Below are 20,667 nucleotides of genomic sequence, written 5' to 3'. Positions count from 1 at the left end.
TTGCGTCTGACCCATAAGTCGGAAACATGCGCTCAAACATCGCCTATCTCCCACCTCTATAGCGACAATTGCCGAAAACAGTGCACATCCGTACACTGCGCCACCTTTTGTCCCGGTGGGGCCTGTAAATGCTGTTTGTGTTTCGTATGTTATTGATGGGCCTGCACTTTATTCTGGCCGGTGTGCTTGGGGTGACTCTCGGCCTGTGCCGACCGTTCAATCCGGACAACAGCCGTTTGTGCGCGCGTCTTTATGCATGGCCGGCGATGTGCATTTTGCGTCTGCGGGTGAAGGCCGACGTCGGACCGCTGATGGATAAACCCGACAGCTGCGTGATCATCGCTAACCACCAGTCCAACTACGATCTGTTTGTGTTCGGCAACGTGGTGCCCCGACGCACCGTGTGTATCGGCAAGAAGAGCCTGAAGTGGGTGCCGCTGTTTGGGCAGTTGTTCTGGCTGGCAGGCAATGTACTGATCGATCGCGGCAATGCGCAGAAAGCGCGTAAGTCGATGTTGACCACTACCCACACGCTGCAGAATCAAGACACCTCGATCTGGGTCTTCCCGGAAGGCACGCGCAACTTGGGCGAAGAGTTGCTGCCGTTCAAGAAAGGCGCCTTTCAAATGGCCATTGCCGCTGGAGTGCCGATTGTTCCGGTGTGTGTCAGCAGTTACGTTAAACACATGCGATTGAACCGTTGGCGCAGTGGGAAGATTCTGATCCGTTCGCTACCGGCGATTCCTACGGCTGGATTGAGCCTGGATGACATGCCACTGCTGATTGCCCAGTGCCGCGAGCAGATGCGCGAGTGCATCGCGTCGATGGATCGGCAACTGCAAGCCGCGTAAAAGAAACCCGCCCAGTGCGGGTTTTATTTTGCCTGCGAGTTTTTGCCAGCGAACTCCGCAGATTTTGCTGACTCTCAAGCAGCAGACAGGGCTAAGCTGAACACAGCCTGCCACTGCCATCTTTGCTAATAGAAAGTTGCCAATAAGAAGTGAATCACTATCATGGGTAGAGTTGTTGCTGCTGCGGTTTACAGCGCCGGTAAGAAAGTCACCAATATCACCCTCGACGAAGGCGCTGCCTGGGCTGCAAAGCCTGGCCACTTTGTCTGGATCGGCCTCGAGGAGCCGAACGCTCAGGAGCTGTACAACCTGCAACGCCAGTTCAACCTGCACGAACTGGCCATCGAAGACGCCCTGGAAAAACACAGTCGACCGAAACTGGAAACCTTCGGCGACGCGCTGTTCATCGTCACGTATTCGCCGATTCGGCATGAAGGCAAACTGGAGTTCATCGAGACTCATATCTTTGCCGGCAACGGTTACATCATTACCGCACGCAACGGCCACTCAGCGTCCTACGCTCATGTCCGACAGCGTTGTGAGGCGCGTCCACTGTTGCTGGAGCACGGGGAAGATTTCGTGCTCTATGCCATCCTCGACTTCGTGATCGAAAACTACCAGCCAATGGGCGAAGCGATCCATGCAGAGATCGATGAGCTGGAACTCAACGTAATGTGTAGCTCCCTAAACGAGCGCGACATTCAAAAACTCCACAGTCTGCGCCGCGATGTATTGCGCTTGCGCCGGTTTGCGGCACCGATGGTAGAGATCAGTGAGGAATTGCAGAAGCTGAGCTTTCCGTTCATCGACAAGAACATGCGGCCGTACTTTCGTGATGTGCAGATCCACGTGACGCGGCAGATGGAAGACCTGACGACCCTGGCGGATATCGCCAGCCAGACCATTGAGGTTGGGGTGTTGCTGGAGGCGTCACGCCAAAGCGTGGTGCAGCGCAAGTTTGCGGCGTGGGCGGCGATTCTGGCGTTCCCGACGGCGGTGGCCGGTATATACGGGATGAACTTTCAGGACATGCCGGAGTTGAGTTGGCATTATGGGTATTTCGGGGTGTTGGGGGTTATTGCGGTCGGTTGCGTCGGGTTGTGGGCGAGCTTCAAGAAATCGGGGTGGTTGTAGCCAATACCGAGTCGTATGTGAAATTCGTCGGAACGCCGCCCGGAGCAGGCTAGCTCCCACATTAGATCGCGTTCCAATGTGGGAGCGAGCCTGCTCGCGAAGCTTTTCAAGGTTTAAACAGGTTCTGGCTTGTGCGCCACAAACCGCATCATCCACTCAGCAACGGTAGTGCCGTGATGCTCGTGCTCAAGGCTCGCCATACCTTTCGAATAAATCTGCTCGCCTAGCGCTTGCTGACGAATATCCAACAACGCGCGCGAGTAATCGTGAATGAATTCCGGATGCCCCTGGAAGCACAGCACCTGATCGTTGATGTGGTACGCGGCAAACGGGCAGAAATCGCTGGAAGCGATGACCGTGGCATTTTCCGGGAGCGCGGTGACCTGATCCTGGTGGCTGATCAACAAGGTCAGCTCTTCCCTCAACGGGCTCATCCACGGCGCTTTGGCGGCGAGTTTGTAGCTATGGGTGCCGACGCCCCAGCCTTGGGGCGCACGTTCGCTCTTGCCGCCCAGCAGCAGCGCCAACAGTTGATGGCCGAAGCACACGCCCAACAGTTTGTCACCGCGCTCGTAGCGGGTCAGCAGGTAAGTCTTGAGGGTTTCAATCCACGGGTCGGTGCCGAAGGAATCGGCCTTGCTGCCGGTGACCAGGTAGGCGTCGAACGTCAGCTCATCGCCGGGATACTCGCCTTGCATCACGTTGTAGACGGTGAACTCGGCAGCGATGGGTTGCTGCGAAAACAGACGCTGGAACATCTGCCCGTAACCCTGATATTGATCGACCAGTTCCGGACGCAGGATGTCGGTTTCCAGAATGCAGATGCGTAACGACATAAAAAATACCTGACACGTGATGGGAATAATGCACACCCCAGAGCCTGCCTTGAAACACGGTGGCAAGGCAAGCCCCGGAATGCGTCACCCGTCCCCTAGAACGCCTCCCCTTTGGCCGCTTTTTCCAGCAGCAGCGCAGGGGGGGCGAATCGTTCGCCATACTGCTCCGCCAGGTACTGGGCGCGGGCGACGAAGTCTTTCACGCCGTACTGGTTGATGAACTGCAGCGCGCCGCCGGTCCAGGCGGCGAAGCCAATACCGAAGATCGAACCGACGTTGGCGTCCGCCGTCGAGGTCAACACACCCTCCTCCACACAGCGCACGGTTTCGATGGCTTGCACGAACAGCAGCCGATCGCGCACGTCCTTCGGTGAAATCTGTCCGTCAGCCTTCTCGAAACGGATTTTCAACTCCGGCCACAGGTGTTTCTGGCCACGGGCCGGGTAATCGTAGAAACCGCCTCCTGCGGCTTTACCGGGCCGCTTGTATTCGTTTAGCAGCACGTCTATCACGGCAAACGCTGGATGCTCAATCAGCGCTTTCCCTTCTGCTTGCAGGTCTTTGGCGGTTTGCTGGCGGATATGGCTCATGAGGCTGAGGGAAACTTCGTCGGAGATCGCCAGAGGTCCGATCGGCATGCCCGCCTTTCGCGCTTCGGTCTCAATCATGGGCGCGCTCACGCCTTCGCCCAGCAGGGCGATGCCTTCGTTGGTGAACGTGCCGAACACCCGCGAGGTGAAGAAGCCACGGCTATCGTTGACCACAATCGGGGTTTTCTTGATTTGCAGGACGAAATCGAACCCGCGAGCCAGGGTTTCGTCGCTGGTGTGGGCGCCTTTGATGATTTCCACCAGCGGCATTTTCTCCATAGGGCTGAAGAAATGCAGACCGATGAATTTGCTCTGATCCGGCACGGCGGTAGCGAGGCCGCTGATCGGCAAGGTCGACGTGTTGGAAGCAATCACCGCGTTCGGGCCAACGACTTTTTGCGCCGCCGAAGAGACGTTGGCTTTCAGATCGCGATCTTCAAACACCGCTTCAATGATCAGATCACAACCGGCCAGATCGGCATCGCATTCAGTGGGGTGAATTCGCGCCAGCGTTGCATCGCGCTGATCAGCGCTCAATTGGCCACGAGCAACCTTCTTGTCCAGCAGCGCCGCCGAGTGAGCCTTGCCCTTCTGCGCTGCCGCCAGATTGATGTCCTTGAGCACCACGTCGATGCCGGCCGACGCGCTGACAAAAGCGATACCGGCGCCCATCATGCCGGCGCCCAGCACACCCAGGCGACGAGTCACGTAAGGCGCAAAGCCCCGGGGCCGCGAGCCACCGGCATTGATCTCGTTGAGCTGAAACCAGAACGTGCCAATCAGGTTTTTCGACACCTGGCCGGTGGTCAATTCGGTGAAGTAACGGGTTTCGATCAGGTGCGCGGTGTCGAAATCCACCTGTGCACCTTCCACTACGGCGCAGAGGATTTTCTCTGGTGCGGGCATGCAGCCCTGGGTTTTGCTGCGCAAGATCGATGGCGTGATGGCCAGCATTTGCGCGACTGTCGGGTTCGACGGCGTACCGCCCGGAATCTCGTAACCCTTCACGTCCCAGCGCTGCACAACCGAAGGATTGGCGATAATCCAGGCGCGAGCCTTGGCCAGCAGTTCATCACGATCCGCCGCCAGCTCATCAATCAACCCTGCCTTCAACGCCTGCTGCGGCCGGACTTTCTTGCCTTCGAGCAAGTACGGCAAAGCTTTTTCAATACCGAGCATCCGCACCATGCGCACTACCCCGCCGCCGCCCGGCAGCAGGCCAAGAGTCACTTCCGGCAGGCCGAGTTGCACCGAAGAATCATCCAGCGCAACCCGGTGATGGCACGCCAGGCAGATTTCCCAACCGCCACCCAACGCTGCGCCGTTGATGGCCGCGACCACCGGTTTACCGAGGGTTTCCAGGGTACGCAGCTGCCCTTTGAGGGACAGCACCATGTCGTAAAAGGCTTTGGCTTCGGGCTTGCCGACCTTGATCAACTCATTGAGGTCGCCACCGGCGAAGAAGGTTTTTTTGGCCGAGGTGATGATCACACCGGCGATGGTGTCTTTGTCGGCAACGAGTCTGGCGACACAAGCGGCCATGGCTTCGCGGTAGACCGCGTTCATGGTGTTGGCGCTCTGCCCCGGCATGTCGATGGTCAGGACGACGATCTGGTCCTGCCCTTTTTCGTAACGAATGGCTTCAGTCATGGAAGGTTTCCTTGAAGTCGGGGGCTCAGAGGCGTTCGATGATGGTGGCAATGCCCATGCCGCCGCCGACACACAGCGTCGCGAGGCCATAGCGCAGGCGCCGGGTTTCCAGTTCATCGAGCAGCGTGCCGAGGATTGCGCAGCCAGTGGCACCCAGCGGGTGGCCCATGGCGATGGAGCCGCCGTTGACGTTGACCTTGTCCGGGTCGATCGCCATGTCCTTGATGAATTTCAGCACCACCGAGGCGAAGGCTTCGTTGACCTCGAACAGGTCGATGTCTTCGACCCGCAACCCGGCCTTGGCCAATGCCTTGCGGGTAGCCGGTGCGGGGCCGGTGAGCATGATGGTCGGATCGGTACTGGTGACTGCGGTGGCGACGATCCTCGCCCGTGGCTGTAAGCCCAACGCCCGCCCCTTGGCCTCGGAACCGATCAGCATCAGCGCCGCGCCATCGACGATGCCGGAGCTATTGCCCGGCGTGTGCACGTGATTGATCCGCTCAACGTGGCTGTAGACCCGAAGCGCGGTGGCGTCGAAGCCCATCTGCCCGATCATCTCGAAGCTCGGCTTGAGCTTGCCCAAGCCTTCCAGGGTCGATTCGGCGCGAATGAATTCATCGTGATCGAGCAGGATGATGCCGTTCTGGTCCTGCACCGGCACCAGCGACTTGTTGAACGAACCGTCGGCCCTTGCCCGCGCAGCCTTTTGCTGTGAGTGCAGCGCATAGGCATCGACGTCCTGACGGCTGAAGCCCTCCAGCGTCGCGATCAGGTCAGCGCTCACGCCCTGAGGGACGAAATGGCTGTGAAGATTGGTTTCCGGGTCCTGTGCCCAAGCGCCGCCATCGCTGCCCATCGGCACGCGGGACATGGACTCGACGCCGCCGACCACCACAAGGTCTTCGAAGCCGGAACGCACTTTCATCGCGCCGAGGTTCACCGCCTCCAGCCCCGATGCGCAGAAGCGATTGATCTGTACACCCGACACGCTGACGTCCCAATCGGCCACCTGGGTCGCGGCTTTGGCGATGTCGGAGCCTTGGTCGCCGATAGGCGTCACGCAGCCAAGCACCACGTCGTCGACCTGACGGGTATCGAGGGAAGTGCGCTGTTGCAGCGCCTTTAGCAGCCCGGCTACCAGGTTCACCGGTTTGACGCTGTGCAAGGCGCCATAGGCCTTGCCTTTGCCGCGGGGCGTACGTAACGCGTCGAAAATCAAAGCTTGAATCATGACGTCCTCGAACCTGGGCGGGGAGTAAATACAGAGTTCCCACCTTATGCCGAGCGGCCATGGATTCAATGACCGCAGCGCTCACTGACGTTGACGGACACGCTCAGACGGACGGTAGTGAACCACTGCTTTAACCGATTCAGGACACCAAGCTGTCTAGCAAACGGGCGCCCAAGAAGCTGGCAATAGGCCTCATGCCATTTTAAGAGCAATTTATAGGAAGCCCATACGAAATGGATCTAAACCAAGCGTGACGCGGGCTCTAAGGTGAACTTGTACGAAGTTGTCGTCGGGTTTTGCCGAGGCGCTCGTCAAACAGGAAGTGCAACGCTCTGCCGTCATGGAGAAATGCAGGCAGGCATCAGGAAATAACAATAAAGGCGGTCAAGCCATGTTCAAACAATCGAAAGTACGTCAAGCCGGGCTCATTCTATTCGCCACTACGTTGTTGTTGATTTTGCCGAACCTGACCAAGGTGATCGGCTAGTCGGTCTGTAAAAAATACGGCGCCATGTTTTATATCGCCTCTTAAAAATGTGACTGGCTCGCTACCCGGGCCAGCGTGGGTGTGCCAACCTTTGCGGCACTTCCACGACATGGACGGCGATCACTTGAAAACACTCATTCTGTTTGGGGCCTTGCTGCTCAGCACGCCTCTGTCTGCCGCACAGCTGAACCTTGAGCTGGGCGCGAGCAGTCGCACCTGGCAAACCGAGGAATTGCTCAAGCATCCTCAGGTTCAGACCATCACGATCAGCAACGACGTTTCCTACAAACGGGACATGAGCTATCGCGCTGTTCCGTTGGCTGCGTTGTTGACCGATATCAAGCCCGAAGACCATCTGCAAGCCGTGGCTCTGGACGGTTTTGCCGCCGAACTGGCGGCAGCGCCGTTACTCAATGCCAAGGGCGCGCGAGCCTGGCTGGCGATTGAAGACCCGGCCAAACCGTGGCCACCGCTGTCGGAAGGCAAGCCCGGCGCCGGACCGTTCTATCTGGTCTGGACCGATCCGCAGGCGGGCGACATCAGCCCCGAGCAATGGCCATTTCAGGTGGCGAGCATCAAGCGCATGGCACCGGTGGCTGAGCGCTTCCCTGCCCTACTGCCCGATCCGGCGTTGAAGGCTGACGATCCGGTGAACAAGGGATTTGCGCTGTTTCAGAAGAATTGCCTGGCGTGTCATCGATTGAACGGCGCCGGGGATGCGCAGTTTGGGCCGGATCTGAATATTCCGTTTAACCCGACCGAATACTTCGGCGCGGATTTCCTTAAGCGCTACATTCGTGATCCACAGAGTTTGCGTCAGTGGCCGCAGGCGAAAATGCCCGGGTTCTCGACGACGGTGTTGCCGGACGGGGATCTGGAGAGGTTGGTGGGGTATTTGAAGCACATGGCTGGGCGCAAAGTTAAACCCTGACACTATCCCCTGTAGGAGCGAGGCTTGCCCGCGAAGAACGATAACGCGGTCATTCGGTTAGACCGCAGCGCCTTCTTCGCGGGCAAGCCTCGCTCCTACAGGGTTTTGTGATGATCCTGATTATTGCTGCTGGACGGAGATAACCGGAGCCGGCATCGGGGTCGGTGACACAAACACCTTCGCATGCATCTGCTCGCAACCTCCGCCACGCCGCATGCCTCGCACCGGGCAGGCATCGAGGTAATCCAGACCCACCGCCAGTTTCAGATGACGCTCGGGCCGCGCCAATTCATTGGTCACGTCGAAGCTGTACCAGGCGTCATCGAGCCAGGCTTCCGCCCAGGCATGACTGGCCAGGTGTTCGCTGTTCTCGCTGTACAAATAGCCCGACACATAACGCGAAGGAATGCCCAGGCTGCGAGCGCAGGCGAGAAACGCATGGGTGTGGTCCTGGCAGACGCCCGAACGCCCGGCGAAGGCTTGAGCGGCGCTGGTGTCCACTTCGGTGGAGCCCGGCGTGTAGGTCATGTGCTGGTTCAGGCCATGCATCAAATCGATCAGCGCCGTGCGATCCCGGCGTTGCTTGCATTCTTTCTCGGCGAACGCACGCAGGGCTTCGTCGGCTTCGGTCAGGCGCGTGAAACGCAGGAACGGCAGCGCCGACTGACTTTCATGCTCCGCCTCGCGCAACTCGTCAATGTCCACCTGCCCACGCGCGCCGATGATGATCGCCTCGTGGGGCTCATCCAGGGTCAGCACGTGCAGGATGTTGCCGAACGGATCGAGTTGCGCGCGCACCGGGCGCGGCAAGTCGAGCTGCCAGCTGAGCACATGCTGGCGTTCGCTGTCGTGGGGTGTCAGTCGCAAGTACTGGATGCTCGCCCGCACCTGATCTTCGTAGTGATAGGTGGTCTCGTGGCTAATGGAAAGTCTCATGCAGCCTCCAGGTAGGAACTGTGTATGGCGTTACCCAACTGGCGCACCAGTGGGATGAACTCGGTCAGCCAGGCGTGCAGGCCTTCGTCGAGAATTTCGGTGATGCCGGTGTAGCGCAGGCGTGCGTCCATTTCCGCGGCCAGGCGTTGCGCGGGACGACCATTGGCCCCCGGCAGTTGGGCGAGGATCTGGTCAATTTCTTCGGTGCAGGCGCGCAGGGAACGCGGGACATCGGCGCGCAGCAGCAGCAATTCGGCCACATGCCGGGCGCCGGGGGCGTCGCGGTAGATTTCGGTGTAGGCCTCGAAAGAGGACAACGCCCTTAGCAAAGCACTCCACTGGTAGTAAGCGTGCGCCGTGCCATCGCTGACCGCTTCGGCCTGATCGCCGGCCATTTCGTAGCGGGCATCCAGCAGGCGCAACGTGTTGTCAGCCCTTTCGATAAACGTCCCCAAGCGAATGAAACGGAACGCATCGTTACGCATGATGGTGCCGTAGGAGGCGCCGCGGAACAGGTGGGAACGTTCCTTGATCCACTCGCAGAAACGGCTCATGCCGTAGCGACTCAACCCTTGATCAGCTATCCCGCGTATTTCCAGCCAGGTGGCGTTGATGTTTTCCCACATGTCGGCGGTGATTCGCCCACGCACCGCATGGGCACTGGCCCGCGCGGCGCCGAGGCAGCTGTAGATACTCGCCGGGTTGGCCGCGTCCAGGGCGAAGAAATGCAGCAGCCGTTCGGCGTGCAATTCGCCGTGGCGCTCCAGGTAATCGTCCAGGGTGCCGGTAATCAGCAATGGCATGGCGAGTTCATGCAGGCCATCACCTCGGCCATCCTGTGGCATCAGCGACAGCGAATAACTGATGTCGAGCATCCGTGCGAGGTTTTCCGCCCGCTCCAGGTAACGCGACATCCAATACAAATCCGAGGCAGTTCTACTTAACATGGCAGGCTTCCTTCAATCCTCGACCACCCAGGTGTCCTTGGTTCCGCCGCCCTGGGATGAATTCACCACCAGAGAGCCTTCGCGCAGGGCAACACGGGTCAAACCGCCGGGCACAACCCGGGTTTCGCGGCCAGACAATACAAACGGACGCAGGTCGATGTGGCGTGGAGCGATGCCGTTTTCGACAAAGGTCGGACAGGTCGACAGCGACAGCGTCGGTTGCGCGATGTACGCATGGGGCTTGGCTTTGATCCGCGCACGGAAAGACTCGATTTCCGCCGCCGTCGCCGCCGGCCCCACCAGCATCCCATAACCGCCTGAGCCCTGGGTTTCCTTGACCACCAACTCTGGAAGATTGGCCAGTACGTGGGAAAGTTCGGAGGGATTACGACACTGCCACGTCGGCACGTTCTTCAGAATCGGCTCTTCATCCAGGTAGAAACGGATCATGTCCGTGACGAATGGATACACCGACTTGTCGTCCGCGACCCCGGTACCGATGGCATTCGCCAGCACGACGTTGCCGGAGCGGTACGACGACAGCAGCCCTGGAACGCCGAGCATCGAGTCCGGGTTGAACGCCAGCGGATCGAGGAACGCATCGTCGAGGCGACGGTAGATCACGTCGACGGCTTTCGGCCCGTCCGTGGTGCGCATGAACACCTTATCGTCACGCACGAACAAGTCCGCGCCTTCCACCAGTTCAACGCCCATTTCCCGAGCCAGGAATGCATGCTCGAAAAACGCGCTGTTGAAACGACCCGGCGTCAGCACCACCACGCTCGGGTTATCGATCGGGCTGGAGCTTTTCAGGGTGTCGAGCAACAGGTTCGGATAATGGTCGATGGGGGCAATGCGCTGGGCCGCGAACAACTCGGGGAACAATCGCATCATCATCTTGCGGTCTTCGAGCATGTAGCTGACGCCGCTCGGTGTACGAAGATTGTCTTCGAGCACGTAGTACGTGCCGTCGCCATCGCGCACCAGATCGACACCGGAGATGTGGGAATAGATATCGCGGTGCAGATCGAGCCCTTGCATCGCCAACTGGTATTGCTCGTTGGCCAGCACTTGTTCGGCCGGGATGATGCCGGCCTTGATGATGCGCTGCTCGTGATAGAGGTCGGCGAGGAACATGTTCAACGCCTTGACCCGCTGAATGCAGCCGCGCTCGACGACTCGCCATTCACTGGCGGGGATGCTGCGGGGGATGGTGTCGAAGGGAATCAGGCGCTCTGTCCCTTGCTCATCACCATAGAGGGTGAACGTAATCCCGGCGCGATGAAACAACAGATCGGCCTCGCGTCGCCGTTGTGCCAAAAGCTCGTCAGGCGTTTCGGCCAGCCAACGGGCAAACTCCCGATAATGCGGGCGGACTTGGCCGCCGGCATCGTACATCTCATCAAAATAGGTGCGGATCATGCCGTACTCCTTGTCACCCGGACATCTGGGCTTCGCAAAGCCCGTGCCATCGGCATAAACGCTTTGATATCAATCAGTTGGATAATCACGCTGCACGCACCGCACCAATCCTGTGCGGTAAATACCCCCACCTGATCGCCCCCGCTTCATTGCGAAGCAATGTTGTCGCTATCACCAGCATAGCCAGAGTTGATTTCACTGCTCGGGAGTCGATGCGGATAATCCGCGCATTTGCTGGAAAACCTCTCGAAATTCCCTTTGGCCGCCTGTTTAGGCGGCTCTTTTTGCGTTTTTGAAACGTTATGAATCAAAAACACGATCTTTTGCCTTTTCAAACCGCGAAAACGAAAACGGCCAACCCTGAGGTCAGCCGTTGCTGAGTGTTGTGACTGTTCATAACGTTATGCGAGTAGCCCTCGTACCTCCTGCTTGACGCCCCATCCTTCGATGATGCCGCCCAAAGGCTCGACCACCGCCTCGAAATCCTGCTCAAAGTCGCCGATGCCGTCATAGGTGGCGTACATCACTTTGCTCAGTTCCAGGTACCACGCGCCGTCGTCGCGCACACTGATTTGTGCATTCAAGGATTCACCACAGTAATGCCCTGCCGCCCTGCGCGCCCGCTCCTCGTCCGGGAAAATGGCGTAGAACTCGATGGGATGGAATCGTGAAAAGTCGAAACCGCCTTCTTTCATGCGGCGCAACACCTTGCTGCTGATGTCTTCTTGATAGGCTGTGCTCATGAAACGTCCCCCTCAGACTGATGGATAGACTTTCCGTATTCCCGGCACTCGCAACCGAATGGGGCGAGCGATGCGGCAATAACATTGCCGGTGGGAAGCAAGCATGTAGCTGACAAGACCAGACCTTAGCGATCCGTTCGCTGATCTCGTTTGCAGAGTAGCCCCAAGATAGAGCCGCTGCCAAGGCCTGGTTGTGAAGGTGACAAGGTGAGTGTCAGACGGGAGTAATGCCGAGGATTTCAATGCTGCACTGGTTTTTCAGACTTTTGACAGTCGGATCATCGGCGCGCCCTTCCAGATCGTTGAGGTCCAGTTCGGCAGCCACAGGCAGACGCCGGGCGCGTATGAGTTTCGCGGCTTGCTCGTTGTTTGGGCATTCATCGCTCTCGAACACCTCGTCAACTTGTTCACCGTGATCATCAACGAAAGTGACTTTCCACTTTTGCATCAGTGCCTCCTTGATAAAACCCGCGGATGGGCTTACCACTATCTCGACATTGCTCCCCGGCCAATCGTTCAACCGGACCCTCTATCTATAAGTGAAGCATGAAAAAAGGGTCGCCTGCGGCGTGTTTTACACCGGGGCGACCCTTTCCGACCTGCGTGCTATCAGTCGTTGCTAGGTTTGTTCACAGCCCGCAGGACGTATTGCGGCAAGGCGAAGGCGCCGATGTGGATTTCCGGGTTGTAGTAGCGCGTGATAATGCCGCTGCCGGCGAAGCGCTGCTGCAGGGTTTCGCGGGACAACTTGCGATAGGCGGTATTGGTCGCGCCCCAGGCGAAGGTCATGGCGCCGCCGATGTAGGTCGGCACGGCCGCCTGATAGAAATGCCAGTCCGGGAACAGACTGCGCAGGCGCCCCGCGGTGGTTTTGACTTCTTCGATTTGCATGAACGGCGTGCCGTTCTGGGTCACCAGAATGCCGCCTTCGTTCAGGCAGCGACGGCAGGCCTGGTAGAAATTTTCCGAGAACAGCACTTCACCCGGGCCAATCGGGTCGGTGGAATCGGAAATGATCACGTCGAATTTTTCGGTGGTGGTGGCGACGAAACGCATGCCGTCGTCGATCACCAGGTTCAGGCGTGGATCATTGAACGCACCCTTGGAGTGGTTCGGCAGGTATTCCTTGCACATATCGACCACGGTGCCGTCGATCTCGACCATGGTGATGTGCTCGATGCTGCGGTGCTTGGCCACTTCACGCAGCATGCCGCCGTCGCCGCCACCGATGATCAGCACGCGCTTGGCGGTGCCGTGCGCCAGGATCGGCACGTGGGTGAGCATCTCGTGGTAGATGAATTCATCGGCTTCGGTGGTCTGGATCACGCCGTCCAGCGCCATCACCCGGCCCATGCGCGGGTTTTCGAAAATCACCAGGTGTTGGTGTTCGGTGCGCACTTCGTGGAGCAGTTTTTCCATGCGAAAACGCTGGCCGTAGCCTTCGTAGAGGGTTTCCAGGTATTCGCTGGTTGGCGTGTTGCTCATGGGAAGCGCTCCGATGAAGGCGGTGGCAACGGACGGTTACCCGCCCATGATGGTCAATCGATCACCTCGATTGCCCGGGAAAGGTGCGCATTCTACGTCGCGGGATATGACAGGTCGAACCTCGCTTGACGCCTCGACACCGAACCTGTGGGAGCTGGCTTGCCTGCGATTCAGGCGGCACGGTCTGTCAGGCATACCGCGGCGATCCCATCGCAGGCAAGCCAGCTCCCACAGGTTCGGTGTCGTTTTCGGGAATGCAATCAGATCCGCACATTGCCCCGTGGCCCGGCGATGGCCCAGATGATCAGGCCCAGGACCGGCAGCAACAGGATCAACAGCACCCAGATGATTTTCATCCCGGTGTCGGCGCCACTTTTCAGCACGTTGATGATTGCCCAGATGTCCAGGGCAAGAATAATCAGGCCAATCAGACCGTTGAACGTGGAACCCATGGTGACGCTCCCTAAGAGTGGTATGCACTCTTAGGATAGCCGGCCATTGCGAGGGTTCCGTTTTATTAGCGCCCTGTGGGCTTCAGACGTGGATCGCCACTTTCAGGGCTTCCAGGGAGGGTGCGGCAGTGATGCCGACTTCGGTGCACAACTCGAGCACGCGCGGCACGTCGTTGCCGTAGACCAGCACCACTTGCAGCTCGTCGTCGAGCAGCTGACTGAAGTTCATCAGCACGTAGCCGCCGTTTTCCTTGTTCATGCTGCTCATCTGCACCTGAATGCGATTGAGCGCGGTCAGGGCTTCGGTCTTGGCCAGTTGCTTGGGTTTGATATTGAAATCAACGCCGGGGCCGAACGAGGAAACGATCTGGGCAAACAGGTCCATGTAGGTGTCGGTCTGGAACAGCACGGTCTCCGGAAGACTGCCGACGACGACCCACTCGCCCAGCGGAATCGGGAACGAGTCGTCGTAGTTGATATCCGGATTGGCCGTCAGAAAAGCCTCGGGATCGGCGTAGGCCTGGGCCGCTTCGTCAGCGACTTTCTGGATTTCGTCATCGCTCATGCACCCGGAGCTGATTTTGCTGATGAGTTCGACGAGTGCGGCTTTCATGGGGCGGAATCCTGTAGCGAGGGAATTTTGAAGCCGCGAAGGATAGCGCATTACGCCCCGCAATTCCTGTGCGCGAGCACGGCCGGGATTGTTGACACACGTCAAGGTCCGACGCACTGAGTAGCGGCACAATACTGGCACCTTGCCGAAATTGTTTCCGCTATCAGAGAAGACCTCCATGGGTGCCTGGCTTAGCAATATCTCACTGAAATACAAATTCTGGGCGGTCAACGCCGTCGCCTTCGTCACGACCTTGTTGCTGGTGATCTATGCCGTGCAACTCGAACAACAGGCCCGCAGCCATGCCTCCCAGGCATCGGCACAAGCCCAGGCACGACTGCTCAGCGCCTGGCCCGCCGGGCAACCGCTCCCCAAAGCCGATAACGTGCTGACCTTCAGTCGCGGGCAGGCACCTTTGTTGAACGGGCAGCCGGTACTGGAACTGGCCGATACCAACGGCTGGGTCGGGATCAATGCCATGCCGCTGTTCGGCGACAACCCGTTGATGGGCGCCGAAGTGTTTACGCGCACGGATGGCAATCAGGTCGCGGTGATTGCCCATGGCCCGAGCCTGAACCAGGTATTTGGCGAGCGTTTTCCCAACTATGCAGTGGCGGTAGCGATCCTGATGCTGGCGATGCTCGGCGCTTCGCAGTTGTTGATCCGCTTCCTGCTCAGCCAGCTCAATACGCTAAAGGACGTCATGCTTCACGTCGAGAAAACCGGTGACCTGTCGGCCCGTGTGCCGTTGGCCTGCACTGACGAAGTCGGGCAGATGGCCAATGCCTTCAACGCCATGCAGGCCGGTTACCAGCGGGTGGTCAACACCGTTGCCAGCACCGCCCGGCAACTGGATGTCGGGGCGGCGCGGCTGGCGTCGAGCATGACCGAGGTGCGTCACGGCATGCTCGGCCAGCAAAGCGAAACCGATCAGGCCGCCACGGCGATCAACGAAATGACTGCCACGGTCTATCACATTGCCCAGCACGCCGGCGCCACTCGCGACCTCTCGCAAACCGCCGACACCCTGGCCGGCAGCGGGCAGGAAGTGGTCAGTCGGGTGCAGAAGTCGATTGCCGGTTTGTCCAGCGGGGTGCAGCAGACTGCCGAGATGATTCAGCATCTGGCCGAGGACAGTCAGAAGATCAACGGCGTGGTCAGTGTGATTCACAGCATCGCCGAGCAAACCAATCTGCTGGCGCTGAATGCAGCGATTGAAGCGGCCCGGGCCGGAGAGATGGGGCGCGGCTTTGCGGTTGTCGCTGATGAAGTGCGCAACCTGGCCAAGCGTGTGCAAACGTCCACGGACGAGATCACGATCATGGTGTCGGCGTTGCAGGCCGGGACTCGGGATGCGGTGGACTTCATGCAGGAAAGCTCGTTCAAGGCCGACGATTGCGTGCAGCAGGCTCAAGAGGCCGGCGCAGCGTTGGCGGAAATCACCCGCGCAGTGGCGCAGATGCGCGAAAGCAATACGCAGATCGCCGTGGCAGCCGAGCAGCAGAGCCACGTGGCGGAGGAGATGAATCGGTCGATCGTGAGTATTCGGGATGTGACCGAGACCACGGTGCAGCAGACTGTGAATTCGGCGACCACCAGCCATGAACTGGCGGCGTTGGCCGGGGAATTGAGCAAGGCTATCGGGCAGCTCAAGCTGTAAGGCCCCCATCGCGGGCAAGCCCGCTCCCACAGGGTTAGCGCCATTTCAATATTTGCGCATTACCTGTGGGAGCGGGCTTGCCCGCGATGGCGTCTGCTCAACCGACATCAATTCCGAACATGACTCCTATCACTCCGATAGCCAGCCTTGATTCGCCGACTGGTTTCGCCCGGCCTATTCTTTGTTCAAGAGCCTCAACGAACCAAAGGATTACCATCATGGGCAAACGTCACCCCAACCTTCCCGCCTGGCAATGGCGAGCGTACCCGAACAATCACCAGCACCCGACCAATCTGGTGCTGCACCTGATTGCCGTGCCGCTGTTCATCGTGGCGTTTTTGCTGATTGTCTCGGGGGTGTTCAGTCTGAGCTTCGCGAATGTCGCGATTGGTGTAGTCGGCCTGCTCGCAGCGCTCGGCCTGCAACGCCATGGTCACAAACTGGAGGCGCAAGCCGCCGAGCCGTTCAGTGATCGCAAAGATGCAGTGTCGCGCTTGCTGGTCGAGCAGTTTCTGACCTTCCCACGGTTCTTCCTGAGCGGCGGCTGGTGGCGCGCCTGGCGTGAGCGCCACCGTCGTCACTGATCAGGCGAAAATCGTCACCGTCTGCCGGCTCATGGCAATCAACTGACCGTCCGCGTTCCACAGCTTCGCGGCCGCATGACCGTAGCCGTCAGCGGCATGCTCGATTTCGACGAGGTATTTGCACCAGTCCAGCGTGCTCAGTTCAAGCAATGGCTGGACGAATTCTATGGTCCAGGTCAGCGTGCTGCCCATCGCCGGTTTCTTCAGGTGCGGCAACAGCGCCGGTGGCCAGGCGTCGACCAACGCCAGGATATGCGACTCGCTGACCGCTTCTTCCTTCACGTCCCCACGCAAGCGTACCCAGCCGCCCATCTCGCGGGATGTGTTGCCAGTGAACGGCAGGCCGCCGACGCTCCAGCGCATCGCCAGGTGCCGCATGAATTCCGGGAGTACGCCTTTGACGAACGGCAGTTCCTGACAATCGTCCCAGTGCTTCATTTCAGGTGCAGGCTCGGCCGTGACCGCGACTTCGGAAGACCGCGAGGCACCGAAGCTGCCCTGGATCAACGTCACTACCTGACCCTTCTGCATCGCCCGGCCCAGCACCTGGCTGACCGCTTTGCCTTCGCGCAGCACATCGACTTCAAAGCTGACCGGCACTTCAGGCTCGACAGGGCCGACAAAGGTGATCGCCAGCGAACGCACCGGACGATCCGCCGGGACTTTTGCGCGCATGGCTTCGTATTGCAAGGCGGCCACCAGGCCACCGAAACTGGCACGCCCCTGAGCCCATTCGGCCGGAATAGACAGCTCCAGCGGCTGGCTGCGAACAGCGTCGAGCAGATCGGAAAAGCGCATGGAAACCTCGGTGCGGGAAAAGGATGAAGGGATCTTAACCAGCCTGCGAGGACGGCACAGCGCTTATTCCGGCCAAAGAGGCTGACAGATAGGCCGTGTGCCGGACATCGATTCCAAATTCAACAGTGATCAAATGTGGATTCAGGATTTGAAGCAGGCAGCACTGAGTTTGTCGAGGACGCGGTCGGCGCGGTTTTCGGCCTTGGCCATGGTGGTTTTCCAGATTGCGACGCAGGGCTGCAAATCGGCTTCCTGTTCGGACCTGGCCAGCCATTGCCAGCAGTCGTGCCAATCGCCCAAGGCGCCTTGCGCGGACTTCAAGCGCGGCATCGCGGCTTTCGGCAATCGATCCAGTTCGGGATAGGCTTCGATCCCATAGCGCACACGCTTGATCAGCAAGCGCAAACGATGACGATCATGGGCAGGGTCGTGCAGGGCCTGGTCGAGTTTTTTCCACTGCTTGGCCAGGCGTTTTTCAATGTGCTGGCGCAAGCCCTTGAGCAAGCCCTGACGCTGGGAGGCCCGCAAAAAACGCGGAAAGGCGTCGAGGATCATCAGCAACTGCGCCACTTCAGGACTCGCCGCCACCGCCGGATAAGCCTCGGCCATTTGCGCCATGCGCCGATGGGCAGCCCCAGGTTGATCATGCTGGAGCAAGTACGCCGCCAGCACTTCGCGATCGCGCAACGGCGTGGTCAGGTCGCCGACCCGGGACGCCGCCGCTTCCAGCTGTTCGACCCCGGGCAAGCCGCGCAATGGCCGCAGCAGACTGCGCAAACGGCGAACCGTGGTGCGCAGATCGTGCAGCGCTTCAGGGTCGGTGCGGGCACTCAAGCGTGCCTGACAGGCCAGCAACCGAACTTCCAGGCCCAGGACGCGAGCCACCAACCGATCAACCAAGGCAGACATCGTTTGCTCCCTGAATCGAATTGCCCCCAATGCCTACATCATGCCTCAACGGCCAGCGCGAGACTCACGAATATAGAAGCGCGCCTTCTCGGCCTTCTTGGTGCAGCCTTCGAAGCCTTCGAATTGCTGCTGGGTCTTGGCCGCAGTCAACAACGACAGGGCCTTGGAGTAGCTGACGTTGCCAGCGAAACCCTCGGCCTTGGCCAGGTCCAGTTCATGCCACGCCGCATCGAGCCCGCTACCGCAGCTGTCACGATAAGCGGTTTTGCCGGCACAACCGGCGAGTGCCAGGGCAATCAATGGCACACAGATCCAGGCTTTCATCACTCACACCTCAAAAATAGGTAAACAGTCGTGCAGGTAAGACGGTCTGGCGCGTGAAAAGTGCCTTGGCCCCGCCGCGGAAACTCTAGCGCTCGCGAGAATACTCATCTGCCGCCATGGAGTGTCGAAAAAACGACGCACTCGCCTCACGAAACGACCTTAGCGATTGAAGCGCGCCCCTCGATGGGTGCATTGTTGAACCTTGTCAGACGAGGGCGATTCATGAAAAAGCGTGTCGCACTGGTGCTGGGCTCAGGTGGGGCCCGGGGCTATGCCCATATCGGTGTCATTGAAGAGATCGAGCGGCGTGGCTACGACATCGCCTGCATCGCCGGTTGCTCCATGGGCGCGGTGGTCGGCGGGATCTATGCCGCCGGCAAACTCGACGATTATCGCAGCTGGATCGAAAGCCTGGACTACCTCGACGTCTTGCGTCTGGTGGACGTCAGTTTTCGTCTGGGCGCGATTCGCGGGGAGAAGGTTTTCGGGCAGATCCGCAAGATCGTCGGCGAGATCAATATCGAAGACCTGCGCATCCCTTACACGGCGGTGGCGACCGACCTGACCAACCAGCAGGAAATCTGGTTCCAGGAAGGCTGCCTGCACCAGGCCATGCGCGCCTCGGCGGCGATTCCCAGCCTGTTCACCCCGGTGATGCAGGGCAATCGCATGCTGGTGGACGGCGGTATCCTCAACCCTTTACCGATTGTGCCGGTGGTGTCGAGTCATTGCGACCTGATCATCGCGGTCAACCTCAACTCCACCAACCAGCGCCACTATCAACTGCCGGTGATCCAGCGCCCGGCCGCATTCAGGACCCGTTTCGACAGCCTGATCAGCTCGGTGGGCTCGAAGTTGCCCTTCCGCCGCAAGCAAGCGGAAAAGTTGCTGATGCTGGAAAAGGAGGCATTGATCGCAGAAGCGGCCGAGATCAACCCCTGGATCGAATCCGCCGAACCCGAAGCCCAGCAACCGGCGGCCGCCCCTGAGCGCGATGGCGCGCCGAAGTCCGCCACCGGTTCGTTCATCATCGACAACGTCGGCCCGGCCTCTTTGCTGGACCTGATCAACCAGAGTTTCGAGGTGATGCAAACCTCATTGGCGCAGTACAAGATCGCCGGTTATCCGCCGGATGTTTTGATCAATGTGCCAAAGCGGGTGTGCCGGTTTTTCGAGTTCTATAAAGCGCCGGAACTGATCGCGCTGGGGCGGGAGATTGCGCGGGATACGATGGATCGGTATGAGAATGAGCGGGATTCCTGAGATCCAATGATCGTTCCCACGCTCTGCGTGGGAATGCCGCCTCGGACGCTCCGCGTCCGCTGTGACGCGGAGCGTCACGGGATGCGTTACCACGCAGAGCGTGGGAACGATCAGGCATCAAGCAACCGATACCCAACCCCCGCCTCGGTGACGATGAACCGCGGCTGCGTCGGGTCGTCTGCCAGTTTCTGGCGCAAGTGCCCGACCACAATCCGCAAATAATGGGTGTCCTCGGTATGGGTCGGTCCCCAGATGTCCTTGAGCAATTGCTGCTGGGTGATGACCCGCCCCGGATGCCGCGCCAGTTGCGCCAGCACCGCGTATTCCTTGCGGGTCAGCGCGACTTCGGCGCCATCGAGCAGTACCCGGCGATAAGCCAGATCGACGGTCAACGGGCCGAACGTCAGCGCCGCCGCTTGAGCTTCTCCCGCCGGTGCCTGACGCAACAACGCACGAACCCGGGCCAGAAACTCCTGAATACCAAACGGCTTGGTCACGTAGTCGTTGGCGCCGCCATCGAGCGCTTCGACTTTCTGCCCTTCATTGGCACGCACCGAGAGCACCAGCACCGGCACCGTCGACCACTCGCGAAATTCGCGCAGCACTTGCTGGCCGTCCATGTCCGGCAAACCGAGGTCGAGCACCAGCAAGTCCGGTTTATTCAGTGCGGCCTGGGCCAGACCCTCGGTGCCGGTGCCGGCCTCCAGCACTTTGTAGCCCTGGGAAACAAGGCTGATGCGCAGGAATTTTCGGATCTGCGGTTCGTCGTCGATGACCAAAATGGTCGCGGTCTGGCTCATGAATTCACATCAACACAAGGA

Annotated in this window: 21 protein-coding genes; 6 read left to right on the top strand and 15 right to left on the bottom strand. The window is 59.4% G+C overall.

What is annotated here, in order from left to right; translation table 11 throughout:
• The first annotated feature begins 128 nt into the window (after nucleotides 1–128).
• The gene (locus ACYZT5_RS34045; protein WP_462049176.1) at nucleotides 129–851 is read left to right on the top strand and encodes a 1-acylglycerol-3-phosphate O-acyltransferase; all 723 of its coding nucleotides are present in this window, start codon (nucleotides 129–131) and stop codon (nucleotides 849–851) included.
• Between the two features lie 162 nt (nucleotides 852–1,013).
• Entirely contained in the window at nucleotides 1,014–1,985 is a 972-nt protein-coding gene (locus ACYZT5_RS34040) for a magnesium and cobalt transport protein CorA (protein ID WP_462049175.1), read from the top strand.
• Nucleotides 1,986–2,098: 113 nt separating this feature from the next.
• Here ACYZT5_RS34040 and ACYZT5_RS34035 read toward each other — a convergent pair whose 3' ends face one another.
• The 3 genes from ACYZT5_RS34035 to ACYZT5_RS34025 all read right to left on the bottom strand — a co-directional run bounded on the left by ACYZT5_RS34035 (nucleotide 2,099) and on the right by ACYZT5_RS34025 (nucleotide 6,292).
• Nucleotides 2,099–2,821 carry an amidotransferase gene (locus ACYZT5_RS34035; RefSeq protein WP_462049174.1) on the bottom strand — a complete coding sequence of 241 codons (723 nt, stop codon included), beginning with the start codon at nucleotides 2,819–2,821 and terminating at the stop codon, nucleotides 2,099–2,101.
• A gap of 95 nt (nucleotides 2,822–2,916) precedes the next feature.
• The gene (locus tag ACYZT5_RS34030) at nucleotides 2,917–5,061 is read right to left on the bottom strand and encodes a 3-hydroxyacyl-CoA dehydrogenase NAD-binding domain-containing protein (RefSeq protein WP_462049173.1); all 2,145 of its coding nucleotides are present in this window, start codon (nucleotides 5,059–5,061) and stop codon (nucleotides 2,917–2,919) included.
• 25 nt (nucleotides 5,062–5,086) lie between these two features.
• Entirely contained in the window at nucleotides 5,087–6,292 is a 1,206-nt protein-coding gene (locus tag ACYZT5_RS34025) for an acetyl-CoA C-acetyltransferase (RefSeq protein WP_462049172.1), read from the bottom strand.
• 596 nt (nucleotides 6,293–6,888) lie between these two features.
• On the opposite strand from ACYZT5_RS34025, the gene ACYZT5_RS34020 reads away from it, so the two are divergent.
• Complete coding sequence (locus tag ACYZT5_RS34020) at nucleotides 6,889–7,710, top strand: c-type cytochrome (protein WP_462052352.1); 822 nt, start codon at nucleotides 6,889–6,891, stop codon at nucleotides 7,708–7,710.
• 120 nt (nucleotides 7,711–7,830) lie between these two features.
• Here the strand turns inward: ACYZT5_RS34020 and ACYZT5_RS34015 are convergent, their stop codons facing one another.
• From ACYZT5_RS34015 to ACYZT5_RS33980, 8 genes are all read right to left on the bottom strand, one after another.
• The gene (locus tag ACYZT5_RS34015) at nucleotides 7,831–8,646 is read right to left on the bottom strand and encodes a transglutaminase family protein (protein ID WP_462049171.1); all 816 of its coding nucleotides are present in this window, start codon (nucleotides 8,644–8,646) and stop codon (nucleotides 7,831–7,833) included.
• The gene (locus ACYZT5_RS34010) at nucleotides 8,643–9,593 is read right to left on the bottom strand and encodes an alpha-E domain-containing protein (RefSeq protein WP_008148807.1); all 951 of its coding nucleotides are present in this window, start codon (nucleotides 9,591–9,593) and stop codon (nucleotides 8,643–8,645) included. Before ACYZT5_RS34010 ends, ACYZT5_RS34015 begins: the two co-directional genes overlap by 4 nt.
• Before the next feature lie 12 nt (nucleotides 9,594–9,605).
• Entirely contained in the window at nucleotides 9,606–11,015 is a 1,410-nt protein-coding gene (locus ACYZT5_RS34005; protein ID WP_074874854.1) for a circularly permuted type 2 ATP-grasp protein, read from the bottom strand.
• Nucleotides 11,016–11,416: 401 nt separating this feature from the next.
• Nucleotides 11,417–11,758: a ribonuclease E inhibitor RraB gene (locus ACYZT5_RS34000; RefSeq protein WP_462049170.1), complete on the bottom strand. Its 342-nt coding sequence runs from the start codon at nucleotides 11,756–11,758 to the stop codon at nucleotides 11,417–11,419.
• 214 nt (nucleotides 11,759–11,972) lie between these two features.
• Complete coding sequence (locus ACYZT5_RS33995) at nucleotides 11,973–12,206, bottom strand: hypothetical protein (protein ID WP_462049169.1); 234 nt, start codon at nucleotides 12,204–12,206, stop codon at nucleotides 11,973–11,975.
• A gap of 161 nt (nucleotides 12,207–12,367) precedes the next feature.
• Entirely contained in the window at nucleotides 12,368–13,243 is an 876-nt protein-coding gene (gene speE / locus ACYZT5_RS33990) for a polyamine aminopropyltransferase (RefSeq protein ID WP_462049168.1), read from the bottom strand.
• 260 nt (nucleotides 13,244–13,503) lie between these two features.
• On the bottom strand, nucleotides 13,504–13,695 hold the full coding sequence (locus ACYZT5_RS33985; protein WP_008148797.1) for a PLDc N-terminal domain-containing protein: 192 nt from the start codon (nucleotides 13,693–13,695) through the stop codon (nucleotides 13,504–13,506).
• Between the two features lie 82 nt (nucleotides 13,696–13,777).
• Nucleotides 13,778–14,308 carry a hypothetical protein gene (locus ACYZT5_RS33980; RefSeq protein ID WP_462049167.1) on the bottom strand — a complete coding sequence of 177 codons (531 nt, stop codon included), beginning with the start codon at nucleotides 14,306–14,308 and terminating at the stop codon, nucleotides 13,778–13,780.
• A 178-nt stretch (nucleotides 14,309–14,486) separates the two neighbouring features.
• On the opposite strand from ACYZT5_RS33980, the gene ACYZT5_RS33975 reads away from it, so the two are divergent.
• Both ACYZT5_RS33975 and ACYZT5_RS33970 read left to right on the top strand, forming a co-directional pair.
• The gene (locus ACYZT5_RS33975; RefSeq protein WP_462049166.1) at nucleotides 14,487–15,968 is read left to right on the top strand and encodes a methyl-accepting chemotaxis protein; all 1,482 of its coding nucleotides are present in this window, start codon (nucleotides 14,487–14,489) and stop codon (nucleotides 15,966–15,968) included.
• Between the two features lie 218 nt (nucleotides 15,969–16,186).
• Entirely contained in the window at nucleotides 16,187–16,552 is a 366-nt protein-coding gene (locus tag ACYZT5_RS33970; RefSeq protein ID WP_462049165.1) for a terminase, read from the top strand.
• On the opposite strand, the gene ACYZT5_RS33965 is transcribed toward ACYZT5_RS33970, so the two are convergent.
• From ACYZT5_RS33965 to ACYZT5_RS33955, 3 genes are all read right to left on the bottom strand, one after another.
• Nucleotides 16,553–17,350 (bottom strand): acyl-CoA thioesterase, encoded by a 798-nt coding sequence (locus ACYZT5_RS33965; RefSeq protein ID WP_462049164.1) that lies wholly within the window; start codon nucleotides 17,348–17,350, stop codon nucleotides 16,553–16,555. It abuts the gene before it with no gap.
• 141 nt (nucleotides 17,351–17,491) lie between these two features.
• Nucleotides 17,492–18,259, bottom strand: coding sequence for a CHAD domain-containing protein (locus ACYZT5_RS33960; RefSeq protein WP_462049163.1), 768 nt, complete (start codon nucleotides 18,257–18,259; stop codon nucleotides 17,492–17,494).
• Nucleotides 18,260–18,304: 45 nt separating this feature from the next.
• Complete coding sequence (locus tag ACYZT5_RS33955; protein ID WP_462028105.1) at nucleotides 18,305–18,583, bottom strand: hypothetical protein; 279 nt, start codon at nucleotides 18,581–18,583, stop codon at nucleotides 18,305–18,307.
• A gap of 222 nt (nucleotides 18,584–18,805) precedes the next feature.
• Between ACYZT5_RS33955 and ACYZT5_RS33950 the strand changes: the two genes are divergently transcribed.
• Complete coding sequence (locus ACYZT5_RS33950) at nucleotides 18,806–19,846, top strand: patatin-like phospholipase family protein (protein ID WP_462049162.1); 1,041 nt, start codon at nucleotides 18,806–18,808, stop codon at nucleotides 19,844–19,846.
• Between the two features lie 110 nt (nucleotides 19,847–19,956).
• Here ACYZT5_RS33950 and ACYZT5_RS33945 read toward each other — a convergent pair whose 3' ends face one another.
• Entirely contained in the window at nucleotides 19,957–20,646 is a 690-nt protein-coding gene (locus ACYZT5_RS33945; protein ID WP_462049161.1) for a response regulator, read from the bottom strand.
• Between the last annotated feature and the right edge of the window lie 21 nt (nucleotides 20,647–20,667).

It is taken from the genome of Pseudomonas sp. LB3P14 (genome assembly GCF_054898045.1).
The sequence above is the reverse complement of the archived record's forward strand: the minus strand, read 5'-3'. Positions and strand labels throughout refer to the sequence as shown.